Genomic DNA, 15,907 nt, shown 5'->3' with positions numbered 1-15,907 from the left:
GGCATGCATCACGCGTTTGGGGGACGTGAGGCGAAAGGACGTGGCGGGAAGGACTTGGGGGAAAGGAAAAAGTGCGGGCGCGGTGGCCGCTGGCGGGATGCAACGGCCACGCACGGTACACGTAGCTCGCGTGGCAAACATGGCGCGCGCGGCATGCACCGGCGCGGCATCCGGCCCTGGACCTGCGCTACCGCCAGGTGCTGGAGGCGGGGGGAACGGAATCGAACCGCCGTGTACGGCTTTGCAGACCGTCGCATAACCACTCTGCCACCCCGCCGCTGTTGGAGGACGCTGCGATGCGCGTCCTCGTTCAGTGCGGGCGCAGTGTATCCGGAAACGGGAAACTCTGCACGGCACGCCTTCGGCGGGCGCGGCCGCGGGCGGTCAGCGCGACAGGATCGACATGGTGATGCGGGAGATGCACACCATCCGGCCTTCGTCGTCGCGGATCTCGATGGCCCACACGTGGGTGGTACGGCCCACATGGACCGGCGTGGCCGTGCCCGTCACAAAGCCGCTGCGCACCGCGCGCACATGGTTGGCGTTGATGTCGAGCCCCACGCAGTACTGCGCCTCGTTGTCCAGGCACAGGCTGGCCGCGCAACTGCCGAGCGTCTCCGCCAGCAGCACGGAGGCACCCCCGTGCAGGATGCCATAGGGCTGCACGGTGCGACGGTCCACCGGCATGCGCGCGCTGAGAGACGCCTCGCCTACCTCGGTGAACTCGATGCCGAGCTGCGCCACGGCGGTGTCCTCGTGGCGAGCCTGGAGCGCTTCCAGCGATGGGGTCGATTTCCACAACATGCACGGTCTCCCTTGTTCGTTATCCGTTGTCGTCTGGCGCACCATTCTAAGTCAGACGCCTGCCGGACCGTGGGCATGCCCCCACGGCGAACGCAGCGTGGCCCTCAGGCCAGCGGACGCTGCCGGTAGTCGATCAGGCTCGAGCAGACAGCCAGCAGCACTGCCATCACCACGAAGAACAGCAGCGCCAGGAAGTAGGAGCCGGACCACTGCACGATCACGCCGATCAGTAGCGGCACCACCACCCCGGCCATGTTGCCGCAGAAGTTCATGATGCCGGCCAGCACGCCGGTGCGCTCCGTGCCGCCGATGAGGGCCGGCAGGCACCAGTACATCCCGCACCAGCGGATGAAGAACATGGCGGTGCAAAGCAGCACGATGACCCGGGCGGCATCGGCCGTGTAGGCCGCCGCCAGGATGCAGGCCGCCGCCACCAGCGAGGAGCCGCTGAACATGCTGCGCATCACGAGGTTGGGCGACGCGCCCGAGGATTTCCACTTGTCGCCGATATAGCCGCCGACCAGTTCCCCGACGAAGCCCGACATGAAGATCACGAACGTGGCGCCGCCCATGCTGGAGATATTGAGGCCGTGCGTCTTGTGCAGATAGCTCGGCATCCAGGTCAGCAGGCCGTAGAACACGCTCAGCACGCAGCTGTAGCCGCCGAACATGGCGAGGATGGAGCGGTCGCGCAGCAGTTCGCGCAGCGGCGGCGCGGCTGCCGTGCCGCCCTCGCGCTCGCCGTTGGCACGCGTGATGTGTTCGAGCTCGGCCGCGTTGACGCCGGGGTGATCCGCCGGATGGTTGCGGATGTAGTACCAGGCCAGCCAGCCCGCCAGCATGGTGCCGACGCCCGAGATGACGAAGGCAATGCGCCACGAGCCCAGCCATGCGATCAGGCCCGCGATGATGATGGCGCCGAGCGCGCTGCCCAGCGGCGCGCCGCCGTCGACCAGGACCGCGCCGCGCCCGCGCTCGTTGGGCGTCAGCCACGCGCCGGTCAGCTTGGCGCCGGCGGGCATGATGGGCGATTCGGCCACGCCCAGCCCCATGCGGGTAAGCAGCAGGATGACACCATTGTGGGCAGTCGCGCCCAGCGCCTGGAAGGCGCCCCAGGCCACCGTCGCCGCGGCGATGATGCCGCGCGTGTGATAGCGGTCCAGCAGCGCGCCCACGGGCACCTGCATCAGCGCGTAGGACCAGAAGAAGGCGCTGAGCACCAGGCCTTCGGCCGCGGGCGAGAGGTCGAACTCGGGTGCGATCAGGGGCAAGGCCACCGACAGCGAAGCGCGGTCGATGTAGTTGATCGCCGTCAGCAGCAGCATGATGAGGAAGATCCGCCAGCGCACGTTGCTGGGGCGGGCGGCCGCGCGCGGCTGCGCGCGCATGTCGGCGCGCATGTCGGAGCGAATCTCGGCCGCGGCGTCGGGCACGTCGGAGGCCCCGGTGTCGAAGGCATCAACGGATTTCATGTTGTCTCGTCCTTGTGATTGTGTTTTTTGCCGCGGCCGGAGCGCGCGCGGTGGCGCCATGCCGTGCCGGCCATGGCGGATTGGCGGCAATGTAGGGCCGCGCCGGCGGCTTGCCTAATGAGAGTTCGTCATCGCCCGATAACCGGCGGCGCCGGCGCGGCACCGCGACGGACCGGCGATAAGCRCTGGTTATCCGCCAATCAGGTCTTTTCATTACCGCCGCGGTGGCGCGGTTTGTAAGGTATGGGCCGTGGATGACATCCGGCGCCGCGTACGGCGCGCCGGCATCCGGCCCACAAGCAGATCCGAAAGACTGCCACGCCCCCAGGCACGCCTGGCCGCAGCCTGCCTTCCCATGTCCATGCCCTTCGGCGCCGCCGGCGCGTCGCGGCAAACCTGTACGAGATCGCCATGAACGCATTCAACTATTACTTTCCGACCATGCTGAAGTCCGGCATCGGCCTGGCTGCGCAGGCCGGCGCCTTGCTCAAGCCGCACCTGCGCCGCAGGCTGCTGGTCGTCACCGACGCGGGGCTGGCGGGCTCCGGCCTGCTGGAGGGCTTTTTCCAGTCGCTGCGCGCCGAGGACATCGCCTACGAAGTCTTCCCGGGCGTGGAGCCGAACCCCAGCACCGCCGTGCTGGACCAGGCCGTGGCCTTCCTGAAGACGCACGAGTGCGACGCCGTGATCGGTGTGGGCGGCGGCAGCAGCATCGACACCGCCAAGGGCGTGGCCGCCATGGCCACCAACCCGGGCAGCATCCTCGACTACGAAGGCTATGACCGCCTGAAGAACGCGCCGCTGCCGGTGTTTGCCATTCCCACCACCTCGGGCACCGGCAGCGAATGCACCGCGTCCACCGTGTTTACCAACAAGGAAACCCTGTTCAAGACGGTCATCATCAGCCCGGCGCTGTTCCCCAGGCTGGCGATCCTCGACGCCAGCCTCACGCTCAAGCTGCCGCCGTCGATCACGGCCGCCACCGGGATGGATGCGCTCACGCACGCGATCGAATCCTATGTATCGAAGCAGGCCAATCCGGTCAGCCAGGCCCTGGCCATCGGCGCGATCCGCATGATCAGCGAGAACCTGCGCAAGGCCTTCTATGTCGGCTCCGACGTGGCCGCGCGGGAGAACATGCTGCTGGCTTCCTTCCTGGCGGGCGTGGCGTTCTCGCAGTCCAAGCTGGGCAATGTGCACGCCATCTCCCACACCTTCGGCGGCGTGTTCAACATCGCCCACGGCATCGCCAACGCGGCGCTGCTGCCGTACGTGCTGGCCTTCAACGCGCCGGCCTGCCCGGAGCGGCTACGCGACATCGCCATCGCCATGGGCGTGGACACCCGCGCCATGTCCGCGGAGGAGGCGGCGCGCGCGGTCGTGCAGCAAGTGGTCGGGCTGAACCAGGCGCTGGGCATCCCGGCCACCATCCGCGAACTCGGCGTCGACCTCGCCTTCCTGCCGCAGATGGTCAGCGATTCGATGCGCAGCGGCAACGTGCTGGTCAATCCCAGGCTGACCACCGCCGCGGACATCGAACGCATCATCACCAACGCCTATCACGGCGTGCTGTAGCCGCTTCGGCCACGGCGCGCGCGCCCCATTCCACCGACAACAAGGAAACTGTCCATGCATTACGAAATGCGCACCTACACCATCCAGATCGGCAAGATGCAGGAATACCTGCAGCACTTCGAGAAGGAAGGCCTGCCGGTCATCTCCCGCTACGCCACGCTGGTGGGCTGGTGGTACACCGAGATCGGCGAACTGAACCAGGTCGTGCACATCTGGGYCTATGAAAGCCTGGACGACCGCATCGAGCGCCGTGCCGCGCTGTACCGGGACCCGGACTGGCTCGAGCGCTTCGTGCCCAAGGCCTTCCCCATGCTGATCAGGCAGGAATCGAAACTGCTCAGGCCCGCGGCCTTCTCGCCCATCCGCTGACAAGACAAGGCCGCCGTCGCAGCGGGCGGGCGGCGGCCGCCACGAGGAGACACCACGATGTGCGTACACGGCTCGAACAACAATCCTGACATCAAGCAACTGCTGGAAGGCCTGCCGACCAACTGGGGCAAGTGGGGCCCCGAGGACGAGGTCGGCGCGCTGAACTACCTGCAGGCCGCGCAGGTGCTGCGCGGCATCGCGGCGGTCAGGCAAGGCAAGACCTTCACGCTGCAGATCCCGATCGGCCACGAAAAGGGCGAGCCGCTGTTCCCGGGCCGCCGGCCGTCGATGCGCATGAACGTGCTGGACAAAGGGCACTACCTGGCCGGCAAGGCGCACTTCGACGGCAACGTCGAGTTCTCCGACGACGTGATCTTCATGCATGTGCAGGGCTCCACGCAGTACGACGCGCTCGGCCACGTCTGGTACGACGACAAGCTGTGGAACGGCTACGACGCCATGAGCACCATCGGCAGCATGGCGCGCGCCAGCATCGTCCCCATCGCCGAGCGCGGCGTGGCCGGCCGCGCGGTGCTCGTCGACATGGCGCGCCATCGCGGCAAGGCCGTGCTGGACAAGGGCGAGACCTTCACCCATCTCGACGTGCTGGCCGCGGCGCAGGCCCAGGGCACCACCATCGAGCCGCGCGACATCCTCATCATCCGCACCGGCTGGATCGGCTCGTTCTACGAGCGCGAGGCCGCCGAGTTCTACAGCGATTTCGTCGAGCCGGGCCTGACCTTCAGCCGCGAACTGGTGGAGTGGTTCCACGCCATGGAGATCCCCAACCTGGTGACCGACACCATGGGCAACGAAGTGACGGTGGACCCGCAATCGGGCGTCATGATCCCGCTGCACGCCGCGCTGATGCGCAATCTCGGCGTAGCCTTCGCCGAGGTCGCCCAGCTCGACGCACTGGCCGAGGATTGCGCCGCCGACGGCCAGTGGCAGTTCCTCTACACCGCGGCGCCGCTGAAAATCGTGGGCGGCACCGGCGCGCCGGTCAATCCGCTCGTCATCAAGTAGGCTGCTGCCCGCCGTCCGGCCGCCCGGCGAACAACTCGTCGATCAGCAGCCGCGCGCCGGGCGACGGGGTCGAGCCGGCGCGGCTGATCACGCCGAACGGCTCTTCCAGTGGCGGCAGCGTGACCGGCAGGCGCGCCGCCAGGCCGAAGCGCTCGCCGAACAGCGCCACTTCGCGCGGCATGACGGCAACCAGCGTGGGGTCTTCCTGCAGCATGGTGAAGGTGGTGAAGGTAGAGGCGGTCTCCAGCGGGAAGCGCGGCGCCTTGATGCCCGCGTTGGCAAGCTCGCGCTCGAGCGCCACGCGCATGGGCATGTTGACCGGATAGGCGATCCAGCTGGAGCCGCTCAGCGCCTCCAGCGCGACGCAAGCGGCGCCGGCCAGCGGATGGCCGCACGCCACCACCACCGACAGCGGCTCCTCGTCCAGGCGCAGGCAGGCGTAGGCGTCGGGCCGCCGGCTGACGCCGCTGCGGCAGATCGCCACGTCCACCCGGCCCTCGTCGACCAGATCGAGCAGGCGCGCGCTGGTGTCCTCCACCACCTCCACGGACAGGGTCGGATGCTTGCGGCGCAGCGCCGCCAGCACCCTGGTCAGCAGCGGCACCGCGCCCATGATCACGCCCACCGCGAGGTGGCCGCCGTGACCCTGCGCAATTGCGGTCATTTCTTCGCGCAAGTGCTCCAGGTCGCTGTAGATCAGCCGCGCATAGCGGATCACGCAGCGGCCCAGGTCGTTGGCCACCAGTCCCTTGGGCTGGCGTTCGAACAGCGGCATGCCCAGCAGGTTCTCGATCTCGCGCAGGACCTTGGTCGCGCCCGGCTGCGAAATGGCGATCTCGTCGGCGGCCTTGTGCAGCGACCCGTGGCGGTCGAGCTCGATCAGCAGCCGCAGCTGCTTGAGCCGCAGGCGGGAGGCGAGGATGTGCAGCGAGGGGACGGTGTGGCTCATGTGGACGGCATCGGGGAAAGAAGTGGCCACTATATCGGCTGCCGCGCCCCGCCGCTCTTGCCGGCGCATCCAGACAGTCTTGCGCCGCAGGCAAGAATCGGCCGGCCGGCTGCCCGCGTGCAAAGCGATAACGAATGCTTATCGCCCCGCGCCCAGATGTCATTGGCCCCGGGCGGGCACGGCCGCTACAGTCGACCGCCGGAGGCACGCGGTGCGGCGCACCCGCGCCCGGCGCCTTTCGCCGATCCGTTCCCCCACCTTCAGGAGACCATCGTCATGCCGGCAATGTCGGGCTACAACTACATAGGCGGCGAGCGCCGCGCGGCGGGCTCGGCCTTCCTCTACAGCGTCGATGCGGCGAGCGGCGAACGCCTGCCGCTGCGCTTCGTGGAAGCGACTCCCGGGGAGATCGACGCGGCCGCGCAGGCTGCCGCGCAGGCCTTTCCGGCATTCCGCGCGCTGGCGCCGCGGCGCCGCGCCGAATTCCTGGATGCCATCGCCGATGAGATCGATGCGCTCGGCGAGGCCTTCGTGGAGCTGGTCTGCCGCGAAACCGCCCTGCCGGCCGCCCGTATCCGCGGCGAACGCAGCCGCACCAGCAACCAGATGCGCCTGTTCGCGCAGGTACTGCGCCGCGGCGACTTCCTCGGCGCCCGCATCGATACCGCCCAGCCCGGGCGCCAGCCCCTGCCGCGGCCGGACCTGCGCCAATGCCGCACCGGCATCGGCCCGGTGGCCGTGTTCGGCGCCAGCAATTTTCCGCTGGCCTTCTCGACCGCGGGCGGCGACACCGCATCGGCGCTGGCCGCCGGCTGCCCGGTCGTGTTCAAGGCCCACATGGGCCATATGGCGACCGCGCAGGAAGTCGCGGACGCCATCCTGCGCGCGGCCCGCCGGCTCGACATGCCGGCCGGCACGTTCAACATGATCTTCGGCGACCGCGTGGGCGAGCGCCTGGTCAAGCATCCCGCCATCCAGGCCGTCGGCTTCACCGGTTCGCTGCGCGGCGGGCGCGCCCTGTGCGACATGTCCGCCGCGCGGCCCCAGCCGATTCCCATATTCGCCGAGATGAGCAGCATCAACCCGGTGCTGCTCATGCCCCTCGCGCTGGCGCGGCGCGGCGGGCAGGTGGCGGAGGAACTGGCGGCGTCGGTCGCGCTGGGCGCCGGGCAGTTCTGCACCAACCCGGGCCTGGTGCTCGGCGTGCGCGGCGAGGCGTTCACCGCGTTCGTGCGGCACCTGTGCGCGGCGGTCGAGGCCCAGCCTGCGCAAACCATGCTGAGCGCGGGCGGGATGGACCACTACGCGCATGGCTCGCGGGCGCTCGCGACGCACCCGCGCGTGGCGTTGCTGGCAGGCACGGCGCAGCGCGACGGCAAGGCATGCGCTCAGGTGTTCCGGGCAGATGCGGCACTGCTGCTCGAAGGCGATGCGCTGCTGCAGGAGGAAGTCTTCGGCCCCTCCACGGTGGTGGTCGAGGCCGCGGACGCGGAAGAACTAGGCCGGCTGGTCGACAGCCTGCGCGGGCAGCTCACCGCCACGCTGATCGCGGAGGACGACGAGATCGCGGATTGTGCCGCGCTGGTGGCGCGGCTCGAGCAGAAGGTGGGCCGGATTCTCGTGAACGGCTATCCGACCGGCGTGGAGGTCTGCGAAGCAATGGTGCATGGCGGCCCCTACCCGGCCACCTCGGATGCGCGCGGCACTTCGGTCGGCAGCATGGCCATCGACCGCTACCTGCGCCCGGTCTGCTACCAGAACTTTACCGACGCGCTGCTGCCCGATGCGCTGAAAGATGCCAATCCGCTGGGCATCAACCGGCTGGTGGACGGCGCCTGGACGCGCGCGCCGCAAGGCCCTGCCGCATAACGGGCGCGCATCGACCCCATATCGGCACCACCTCGGCCCCATGTCGGCACCATGTCGGCACCACATCGCCCGCATGGTGGCCGCATGACGGCCGTCCTGCCCGCGCTGCCACGAGCGGCGGCGGCAGATTTTCCTGTCGCCGCCCCCGAGGGCAGCGGCCCTGGCCGGCGCTCAGCCGCACTGCCCTTCGCCGCGCGTCTTCGCGCGGTTCCAGGCCTGCCCCGCGGCGAGTCCCCCCGCCGTCGGCAGCAGCCGGTCCGATTCCTCCGCCACGCCCCTGTCGTACATCAGCAAACCCGAATCCATCATCTTGCGGATCTGCCAGCAATGCACGAACTGAGCCTTGCCTTGCGGGCCCGGCTCTGTCAGCGAAACGCTCGGCAGCAGATTGCCCCAGGGATCGCGAGACAGGCGCAGGACTGCGCCGTCGACCAATCTGCCCAGTAGCTCGCCTTGCCTCATCCCTGCTCCCTGCTTCTTGTCTTCGTGCCGGCCGCGCCGCGGTGAATCTGCGTGTTCCCGCGCAGCGACAGGCTTGCTCCCGCGGGGCGGGGACATGGTGCGCTTCGCGCGCTCTGCCGCATGTACCCGCCGCCGGGGCGCACAGTGTAGCGCGTCTGCATGGCGCGGCGAAGACAACACATGCGCCGCGGTGCACGCGGCGTTGGCCGATATCAAAGTAGGAAATGCACCGACAGCAGGGGCCGGCGCCAGGGGCGATGCTGAACAGCAAGCCGGCAAGCGGGCGGCCCTGTGCCGCGCGCCGCGCCGGGGCCGAGCCGCAAACGTCAACGGGCAAGCCTTGGCCTGCCCGCTGGATGATGCCTTCAAGCCTGTCATCCGCTCGCGCATGATGAAGATGAAGACATGTAGATACAGATACCTGGCGACCAGGGTGCCGGCACGCCGTGCGCGGCGTGATACCGGCCGGCGGCCCCCGGCCGCGCCGCCCTTACTCCACCGTGACCGACTTGGCCAGGTTGCGCGGCTTGTCCACGTCGGTGCCGCGGGCGCAGGCGGTGTGGTACGCCAGCAATTGCAGCGGCACCACGTGCAGGATCGGCGACAGGTCGCCGTAGTGCTCGGGCAGGCGGATCACCTGGATGCCATCGCTGGACTGGATATGCGTATCGCTGTCAGCGAACACGTACAGCCGGCCGCCGCGCGCGCGCACTTCCTGGATATTGGACTTGAGCTTCTCCAGCAGGGCGTCGTTGGGCGCAACGGTCACCACCGGCATGGCCTCGGTCACCAGGGCCAGCGGGCCATGCTTGAGCTCGCCGGCGGGATAGGCCTCGGCGTGGATGTACGAAATTTCCTTGAGCTTGAGCGCGCCTTCCAGGGCGATCGGGTAGTGCAGGCCGCGGCCCAGGAACAGCGCGTTCTCGCGGCGGGCGAAGTCCTCCGACCACGAGATGATCTGCGGCTCCAGCGCCAGCACGCCGTGCAGCGCGGCCGGCAGGTGGCGCAGGTTGGCCAGCGCGGCGGCCTCGGCCCCGGCAGTGAGCTTGCCGCGCACCTTGGCCAGCGCCAGCGTCAGCATGTACAGCGCGGCGAGCTGGGTGGTGAAGGCCTTGGTGGAGGCCACGCCGATCTCGGTGCCGGCGCGGGTCAGGAAGCGCAGTTCGGTCTCGCGCACCATGGCGCTGGTGGCCACGTTGCACACCGACAGCGTGTGGGTGTGGCCGAGCGACTTGGCGTGGCGCAGCGCGGCCATGGTGTCGGCGGTCTCGCCGGACTGCGAGATCACCACCACCAGCGCGCGCGGGTTGGGCACGGTCTCGCGGTAGCGGTATTCGCTGGCGACCTCGACCTGGGTCGGGATCTTCGCCACCGACTCCAGCCAGTACTTGGCGGTGCAGCCCGAGTAGTAGCTGGTGCCGCAGGCCAGGATCAGGATGCTGTCGATCTCGCCGAACACGCCTTGCGCGCTCTCGCCGAACAGCTCCGGCGTGATCGCATCGACGCCTTCGAGCGTATCGCCCAGCGCGCGCGGCTGCTCGAAGATCTCCTTCTGCATGAAGTGGCGGTACGGGCCGAGTTCCACGGCCGCAGCGTGGGTCTCGACCACGCGCACTTCGCGCTCGACCAGGTGGTCGTGCACGTCGCGGATGGTGGCGCCCTCGCGGGTCAGCTCCACCACATCGCCTTCTTCCAGGTAGACGATGCGGTTGGCCGTGCCGGCCACGGCCAGCGCGTCCGAGGCCAGGAACGATTCGTTCTCGCCCAGCGCCACCACCAGCGGCGAGCCGGCGCGCGCGCCGACCACGCGCTCGGGATGGTCCTTGGCGAACACGGCGATGGCGTAGGCGCCGTGCAGGCGCTTGGTCACCGCGCGCACCGAGCCGAACAGGTCGCCGCGCGTGGCGCTGCTGGGATAGCTGTAGGCCTGGTGGATCAGGTGGGCGACGACCTCGGTGTCGGTCTGCGACTCGAAGCCATAGCCGGCCGCGCGCAGCTCTTCGCGCAGCGGCTCGTAGTTCTCGATGATGCCGTTGTGCACCAGCGCAATGGTCTCGCCCGAGAAGTGCGGGTGGGCATTGGTGGTGTCGGGCTTGCCGTGGGTGGCCCAGCGCGTATGCGCCACGCCGGTGACGCCGGCGAGGCCGGAGGCGCGGGTCTGCTCGTCCAGGTCCGCCACGCGCGACACGGTGCGGGCGCGCTCGAGCGCGCCCTCGCGCACCACGGCCACGCCACAGGAGTCATAGCCGCGATATTCGAGACGACGCAGGCCTTCGATCAGGACCGGAACGATATTGCGCGAGGAAACCGCGCCGACGATGCCACACATAACTTTCTCCCGACAGGTGCGGTCATGGCCGCGCCTGATAGATTGCGCGGTAACGGCAGCGCCGTTACCCGCGGTTTGCCAATGCCGCCAGCCATGGCGCAGGCCGGTCGGAGGCGGGGCTTATTTCTTCGCTTGCTTGACCGGGCGGTGCCAGGCGTCGAGTGTCATCTGCTTGCTGCGCGACAGCGTCAGCTTGTCGGCGGGCGCTTCCTTGGTCAACGTGGTGCCGGCGCCGATGGTGGCGCCGCGGCGCACGGTCACCGGGGCCACCAGCTGCGTATCGGAGCCGATGAAGACATCGTCCTCGATGACGGTGCGGTGCTTGTTGGCGCCGTCGTAGTTGCAGGTAATGGTGCCGGCGCCGATATTGACGCGCGAGCCGACCGTGGCGTCGCCCACGTAGGCCAGGTGGTTGGCCTTGCTGTGCGCCGCGATCTCGCTGTTCTTGACCTCGACGAAGTTGCCGATGTGCACATCCTCGCCGAGCACGGTGCCCGGGCGCAGCCGTGCGTACGGGCCGATGCGGCCTTGCGCGCCCACGCTGGCGTCCTCGAAATGGCAGAACGGCTGCAGGCGCGCRCCCGCGCCGATGGTGCTGTTGCGGATCACGCAGCTGGCGCCGATATGGGCGCCGTCTTCGAGATGCACGCGCCCTTCGAACACGCAATTGACGTCGATGGTCACGTCGCGCCCGCAGGTGAGTTCGCCGCGGATATCGATGCGTGCGGGGTCCAGCAGCGTCACGCCGGCTTCGAGCAGGCGCTGCGCGAGGTTGCGCTGGTGGATGCGCTCCAGTTCGGCCAGCTGCACCTTGCTGTTGACGCCCAGCGTTTCCCACAATGCGACGGGTTGCGTCGCGACCACTTCCATGCCGTCGGCGACGGCGCGCTCGACCGTATCGGTCAGGTAGTACTCGCCCTGGGCGTTGTCGTTGCGCAGCGTGGACAACCAGCGGCGCAGGTGGCCGGTGGGCGCAATGATGATGCCGGTATTGATCTCGCGGATGGCGCGCTGCGCCTCAGTGGCATCTTTTTGCTCGACAATACGTACGATGCTGCCTGCCTCGCGCACGATGCGGCCGTATCCGGCGGGGTCGTCCATCTCCACGGTCAGGATGCCGAAGCGTTCCGTGCCGGCCTCGGCCACCAGGCGCTGCAGCGTGGCGGACTCGGTCAGCGGCACGTCGCCGTACAGCACCAGCGTGGGCTGGCTGTCGTCGAGCAGAGGCAGCGCCTGCGCCACGGCGTGGCCGGTGCCGAGCTGCTCGGCCTGGAGGGCGAAAGCGACGTCGGCGGCGCCCACGGCCTCGCGCACGCGCTCGGCGCCATGCCCGACCACCACGACAAGCCGCGTCGGCGACAATTTGCGGGCCGTAGCAATCACATGCGCGAGCAGCGGCTGGCCGGCAAGCGGATGCAAGACCTTGGGCAACGCGGAGTTCATGCGCTTGCCCATTCCCGCAGCGAGAATGACGATATTCACAAGGAGGGTCCTAAGTGAGTGTGTCCAAAAACCCGTTTGAAACCGCCCCCGGGACAGCCCGGGGGCCGGCAAGGCTGGCCGGCTTCGTGATCCGGATCCCGCGACAGGCGGCAAAGGCTGCCGCAACCGGGAATGGCGGGCGCGTTCAGGGCCCAAATCACGCGGAAAAGGATTCTATCATGCGGGTTTTACGCCGTTTGTCACCAATTCTCATGTCGTGGAACGAGCGCCACGGTGCCGGCCTGCGCAAGTTCGCGCTGGCCGGCGCGCTGATCGCGCTGACCGCGCTGGGCGCCTGCAACGCCATGAAACTGGGCTACCAGCAGGGCGACAGGCTAGCCTTCTGGTGGGTTGACAACTATGTGGATGTGTCGGCCAGCCAGGAACCGCTGACGCGCGACGCCATTGCCCGCTTCTTCGCCTGGCACCGCAAGGACCAGTTGCCGGAAATCGCCGGCCTGCTGCGCCAGGCCAAGAGCGAAGTGCAGCAGCCGGTCACGGCAGCCGAGGTGGGCAGGATCCAGGAAGGCGCCCAGCGCCTGGCGCGCGTGGCGTTCGACCGCTCCACGCCCGACGTGGCCGACCTGCTGCTGACGCTCACGCCCGAGCAGATCGCCCGGATGGATAAGAAGTTCGGCGAAGCCAACGCCAAGTACCGCAAGGAGTACCTGCGCCCTGACCCGGCCGCCCGCGAGGAAGCCCGCTTCGACAAGGTGATGGATTATGCCCGCCTGATCTACGGGCGCTTCTCCAGCGAGCAGGAGGCCGTCATCCGGCGCGCCATGGCGCCCGTGGTGCAGGGTGCGGAGGCGCGCTACGACGAGCGGGTCAAGCGCCAGCAGGAATGGCTGGCCCTGGCCAGGCAGGTGCAGGCCACGCGTCCGCCCAAGGCCCAGGTCGTGGAGATGCTCAGGCGCTACGGCGACCACTGGCAGAACCCGCCCACGCGCGAGCGCGATGCGCGCCACGACGCCAACAACGAAGCGGGCCTGGTGCTGACGGCCACCATTGCCAACCTGACCACGCCCGAGCAGAAGAACCACGCGGTCGAGCGCTTCCAGAAATGGATCGAGGACGCCAACGCGCTGATGCGCGAAAAACCGCCCGCCACGGCCGGCGCGCAGCCGGCGCGGGCAGAGAACTAGCCGCGTCCGCTGCTCAGTCTGCGACGGCCGGCGCAGTGGCGGCCGGCGCGGACTTCTCGAAGCGCACGAATTCCAGCTTGTTCTCCTCCATCCCGCCGGCAAAGACCAGCGGCTGCTGGGAGAAGGTGGTCTCGCCGAACAGCGCGGCCTCGTCCACCTTGGCCAGCCCGGTTGCCAGGCCATTGAAATCGAACAACGCGGTATCGGCCAGGTGCGAGGGCACCACGCTGCGCAGCGCGGCAAAGATATTGTCGGTCCGGCCCGGATTCGTGCGCTCCCACTCCACCAGCATCTCCTTGACCTTCTTGCGCTGCAGGTTCTCCTGCGAGCCGCACAGGTTGCACGGGATGATGGGGTACTCCATGGCGCGCGCGTAGGCGGCGATGTCCTTTTCCGGGCAGTAGGCCAGCGGACGGATCACGATGTGCTGGCCGTCGTCGGTGGCCAGCTTGGGCGGCATGGCCTTCATCTTGCCGCCGAAGAACAGGTTCAGGAAGAAGGTCTGGACAATGTCGTCGCGGTGGTGGCCCAGCGCGATCTTGTTGGCGCCCAGTTCCTTGGCGGTGCGGTAGATCACGCCGCGGCGCAGGCGCGAGCACAGCGAGCAGGTGGTCTTGCCCTCGGGCACCTTCTCCTTGACGATGGAATACGTATCCGCGTCGACGATCACATATTCCACGCCCACCGACTTCAGGTACGCCGGCAGGATGTCCGCGGGGAAGCCCGGCTGCTTCTGGTCCAGGTTCATCGCGATCAGCTTGAACTTGACCGGCGCGCGCTTCTGCAGCGCCATCAGCACCGACAGCATGGTGTACGAGTCCTTGCCGCCGGACAGGCAGACCAGCACCGTGTCGCCGTCCTCGATCATCTTGAAATCGCCGATGGCGCGGCCCGTCTGCGACTGGAGATAGGTCTCCAGGCGGAAGAAGTTCTTGGAATGCGTGGTGGCGGTCATGGCGCTCGAATCGGGGAAGGCGGGGGCGGAACGGCGTGYGATGCGGCAGTCACGTCACTTGCGTTGCTGCCGGCCGGGCCGTAGCCGGACAACCTGCTATTTTAGCTTGAGCGCCCCGGCCGCGCCGAACGCCGGCGCGCGCTTCTTGCGCGGCTGTTACTCGCTCTTGATATGGAAGACCTCGACACCGACCGAATCGCAGTCCGGGTAGACGTCCGGCTTCTCGGTCGACACGCGCACGGCGCGCACCTTGGGATGCTTGAGCATGGCGCGCGCCACGTCGTCGCACAGGGTTTCCTGCAGGTGCACGTGGCCTTGGGCCATGCGCTCGGCCACGGTATTGCGCATGAAGTCGTAGTCCACCACTTCCTGCAGCTTGTCCTCCTGGGGCGTGCTCTGCGCCAGCGGCACGAACAGGTCGATATTGATCAGCACGCGCTGTTCGCCCTTCTTCTCGAATTCGTGCACGCCGATATTGATCTGCACTTCATAGTTGCGCAGGAACATGCGGCGGCAGTCTTGCAGGCTGGGGAGTGAAAGGGCGGCGAGCATGGTCATGATGGGATGCTAAGTCTGAAAGGCGCGCGGGCTGGTTGCCGGCCTTGCGCGCCGGGGTACGTCAAAGGGTTATTCGGTCAGGAACATCACGTCGCGCGCGAGCGGCATCAGGTGCTGCCCGCCATCGACGTAAAGCGTGGTGCCGGTCACGGCGCGCGCGTCGGCCAGGTAGGCCACGGCCTGCGCGATATCTTCCGGCGTGGACGACTGGCCCAGCGGGGTCATGCAGTGCGCGCGCCGGAAGCCGGGACTGGACTGGTCGCCCGAGACCATGGTGATGCCGGGCGCCACGCCCACCACGCGCAGCTTGGGCGCCAGCGCCTGGGCCAGCTGCACGGTGGCGGTCTGCAGGGCGGACTTGGACAGCGTGTACGACAGGAAATCCGGGTTGAGGTTGTCCAGCTTCTGGTCGAGCAGGTTGATCACCACGCCGGTCTGCCCGTCCGGCAGCGCGCGGTGCAGCTCGCGCGACAGCAGCAGCGGCGCCGCCACGTTGGTGCGCATGTGGGTGTCGAGCGAGGCATAGGAAAAGCTGGTCGCCACGTCGTACTGGAACAGCGAGGCATTGTTGACCAGGCAGGTCGGCACGCCCAGCGCCGCGATGCAGTCGGCGACCAGCTTGCCGGTGGAGGCTTCGTCGGCCAGGTCGGCCTGCAGCACCGCGGCGCGGCGCCCGCCCGCGCGGATCTGCGCGGCCAGCGCCTCGGCCTCGGCCAGCGAACGGTGGCAGTGCACCGCCACGTCCCAGCCGCGCGCGGCCAGTTCCAGCGCGATCACGCGGCCGAGCCGGCGCGCGGCACCGGTGACGAGCGCGACGCCGCGCGCCGGGGCGGCGGTGGCAGCAGTCGCTGCGGCAGGTGCCGCGCCGGGCGCGGCGGAGTCAGGGGATACGGAGTCTGGCATTGCTACAAT

14 protein-coding genes and 1 tRNA gene are annotated in these 15,907 nt (G+C 68.5%); 5 read left to right on the top strand and 10 right to left on the bottom strand.

Annotation, left to right across the window (positions count from 1 at the left end; translation table 11 throughout):
• Nucleotides 1-201 precede the first annotated feature (201 nt).
• From AC1DO7_RS14325 to AC1DO7_RS14315, 3 genes are all read right to left on the bottom strand, one after another.
• Nucleotides 202-277, bottom strand: a tRNA-Cys gene (locus AC1DO7_RS14325).
• Between the two features lie 107 nt (nt 278-384).
• Entirely contained in the window at nt 385-804 is a 420-nt protein-coding gene (locus tag AC1DO7_RS14320) for a hotdog fold thioesterase (protein WP_441650356.1), read from the bottom strand.
• A gap of 104 nt (nt 805-908) precedes the next feature.
• Complete coding sequence (locus tag AC1DO7_RS14315) at nt 909-2,204, bottom strand: MFS transporter (RefSeq protein WP_441650362.1); 1,296 nt, start codon at nt 2,202-2,204, stop codon at nt 909-911.
• 483 nt (nt 2,205-2,687) lie between these two features.
• On the opposite strand from AC1DO7_RS14315, the gene AC1DO7_RS14310 reads away from it, so the two are divergent.
• Genes AC1DO7_RS14310 through AC1DO7_RS14300 form a run of 3 tightly spaced genes read left to right on the top strand, consistent with a single transcriptional unit; the run spans nt 2,688 to nt 5,246 of the window.
• The gene (locus tag AC1DO7_RS14310; RefSeq protein ID WP_441617587.1) at nt 2,688-3,851 is read left to right on the top strand and encodes an iron-containing alcohol dehydrogenase; all 1,164 of its coding nucleotides are present in this window, start codon (nt 2,688-2,690) and stop codon (nt 3,849-3,851) included.
• A gap of 54 nt (nt 3,852-3,905) precedes the next feature.
• Nucleotides 3,906-4,220: an NIPSNAP family protein gene (locus AC1DO7_RS14305; RefSeq protein WP_477116261.1), complete on the top strand. Its 315-nt coding sequence runs from the start codon at nt 3,906-3,908 to the stop codon at nt 4,218-4,220.
• Nucleotides 4,221-4,277: 57 nt separating this feature from the next.
• A complete protein-coding gene (locus tag AC1DO7_RS14300; protein ID WP_441650357.1) occupies nt 4,278-5,246 on the top strand; it encodes a cyclase family protein in 969 nt (322 codons plus the stop codon).
• Here AC1DO7_RS14300 and AC1DO7_RS14295 read toward each other — a convergent pair.
• On the bottom strand, nt 5,239-6,195 hold the full coding sequence (locus AC1DO7_RS14295) for a LysR family transcriptional regulator (protein WP_441617581.1): 957 nt from the start codon (nt 6,193-6,195) through the stop codon (nt 5,239-5,241). The genes AC1DO7_RS14300 and AC1DO7_RS14295 overlap by 8 nt on opposite strands.
• A 276-nt stretch (nt 6,196-6,471) precedes the next feature.
• On the opposite strand from AC1DO7_RS14295, the gene AC1DO7_RS14290 reads away from it, so the two are divergent.
• A complete protein-coding gene (locus tag AC1DO7_RS14290; RefSeq protein ID WP_441650358.1) occupies nt 6,472-8,064 on the top strand; it encodes an aldehyde dehydrogenase (NADP(+)) in 1,593 nt (530 codons plus the stop codon).
• A gap of 171 nt (nt 8,065-8,235) precedes the next feature.
• Here AC1DO7_RS14290 and AC1DO7_RS14285 read toward each other — a convergent pair whose 3' ends face one another.
• From AC1DO7_RS14285 to glmU, 3 genes are all read right to left on the bottom strand, one after another.
• Nucleotides 8,236-8,499, bottom strand: a complete 264-nt coding sequence (locus AC1DO7_RS14285; RefSeq protein ID WP_477116260.1) for a hypothetical protein — start codon at nt 8,497-8,499, stop codon at nt 8,236-8,238.
• A gap of 517 nt (nt 8,500-9,016) precedes the next feature.
• Entirely contained in the window at nt 9,017-10,855 is a 1,839-nt protein-coding gene (gene glmS / locus AC1DO7_RS14280) for a glutamine--fructose-6-phosphate transaminase (isomerizing) (protein ID WP_441617575.1), read from the bottom strand.
• A gap of 120 nt (nt 10,856-10,975) precedes the next feature.
• A complete protein-coding gene (gene glmU / locus AC1DO7_RS14275) occupies nt 10,976-12,337 on the bottom strand; it encodes a bifunctional UDP-N-acetylglucosamine diphosphorylase/glucosamine-1-phosphate N-acetyltransferase GlmU (RefSeq protein ID WP_441650359.1) in 1,362 nt (453 codons plus the stop codon).
• Between the two features lie 212 nt (nt 12,338-12,549).
• Between glmU and AC1DO7_RS14270 the strand changes: the two genes are divergently transcribed.
• Entirely contained in the window at nt 12,550-13,482 is a 933-nt protein-coding gene (locus tag AC1DO7_RS14270; protein ID WP_441650360.1) for a DUF6279 family lipoprotein, read from the top strand.
• A 13-nt stretch (nt 13,483-13,495) separates the two neighbouring features.
• Here the strand turns inward: AC1DO7_RS14270 and ttcA are convergent, their stop codons facing one another.
• From ttcA to AC1DO7_RS14255, 3 genes are all read right to left on the bottom strand, one after another.
• The gene (gene ttcA / locus AC1DO7_RS14265) at nt 13,496-14,437 is read right to left on the bottom strand and encodes a tRNA 2-thiocytidine(32) synthetase TtcA (protein WP_441617569.1); all 942 of its coding nucleotides are present in this window, start codon (nt 14,435-14,437) and stop codon (nt 13,496-13,498) included.
• Between the two features lie 156 nt (nt 14,438-14,593).
• Nucleotides 14,594-14,995 carry a dihydroneopterin aldolase gene (locus tag AC1DO7_RS14260; RefSeq protein ID WP_441617567.1) on the bottom strand — a complete coding sequence of 134 codons (402 nt, stop codon included), beginning with the start codon at nt 14,993-14,995 and terminating at the stop codon, nt 14,594-14,596.
• Nucleotides 14,996-15,064: 69 nt separating this feature from the next.
• Nucleotides 15,065-15,898 carry an SDR family oxidoreductase gene (locus AC1DO7_RS14255; protein ID WP_441617565.1) on the bottom strand — a complete coding sequence of 278 codons (834 nt, stop codon included), beginning with the start codon at nt 15,896-15,898 and terminating at the stop codon, nt 15,065-15,067.
• Nucleotides 15,899-15,907 lie beyond the last annotated feature (9 nt).

The sequence above is a fragment of the Cupriavidus sp. 05N40 genome (assembly GCF_056397305.1).
The sequence above is the reverse complement of the archived record's forward strand: the minus strand, read 5'-3'. Positions and strand labels throughout refer to the sequence as shown.

Bases quoted from the DNA above. Each gene is read 5' to 3' on its own strand.
- AC1DO7_RS14320 (WP_441650356.1), bottom strand. From the start codon at position 804: ATGTTGTGGAAATCGACCCCATCGCTGGAAGCGCTCCAGGCTCGCCAC.
- AC1DO7_RS14315 (WP_441650362.1), bottom strand. From the start codon at position 2,204: ATGCGCGCCGACATGCGCGCGCAGCCGCGCGCGGCCGCCCGCCCCAGC.
- AC1DO7_RS14310 (WP_441617587.1), top strand. From the start codon at position 2,688: ATGAACGCATTCAACTATTACTTTCCGACCATGCTGAAGTCCGGCATC.
- AC1DO7_RS14300 (WP_441650357.1), top strand. From the start codon at position 4,278: ATGTGCGTACACGGCTCGAACAACAATCCTGACATCAAGCAACTGCTG.
- AC1DO7_RS14295 (WP_441617581.1), bottom strand. From the start codon at position 6,195: ATGAGCCACACCGTCCCCTCGCTGCACATCCTCGCCTCCCGCCTGCGG.
- AC1DO7_RS14290 (WP_441650358.1), top strand. From the start codon at position 6,472: ATGCCGGCAATGTCGGGCTACAACTACATAGGCGGCGAGCGCCGCGCG.
- glmS (WP_441617575.1), bottom strand. From the start codon at position 10,855: ATGTGTGGCATCGTCGGCGCGGTTTCCTCGCGCAATATCGTTCCGGTC.
- AC1DO7_RS14270 (WP_441650360.1), top strand. From the start codon at position 12,550: ATGTCGTGGAACGAGCGCCACGGTGCCGGCCTGCGCAAGTTCGCGCTG.
- ttcA (WP_441617569.1), bottom strand. From the start codon at position 14,437: ATGACCGCCACCACGCATTCCAAGAACTTCTTCCGCCTGGAGACCTAT.
- AC1DO7_RS14260 (WP_441617567.1), bottom strand. From the start codon at position 14,995: ATGACCATGCTCGCCGCCCTTTCACTCCCCAGCCTGCAAGACTGCCGC.
- AC1DO7_RS14255 (WP_441617565.1), bottom strand. From the start codon at position 15,898: ATGCCAGACTCCGTATCCCCTGACTCCGCCGCGCCCGGCGCGGCACCT.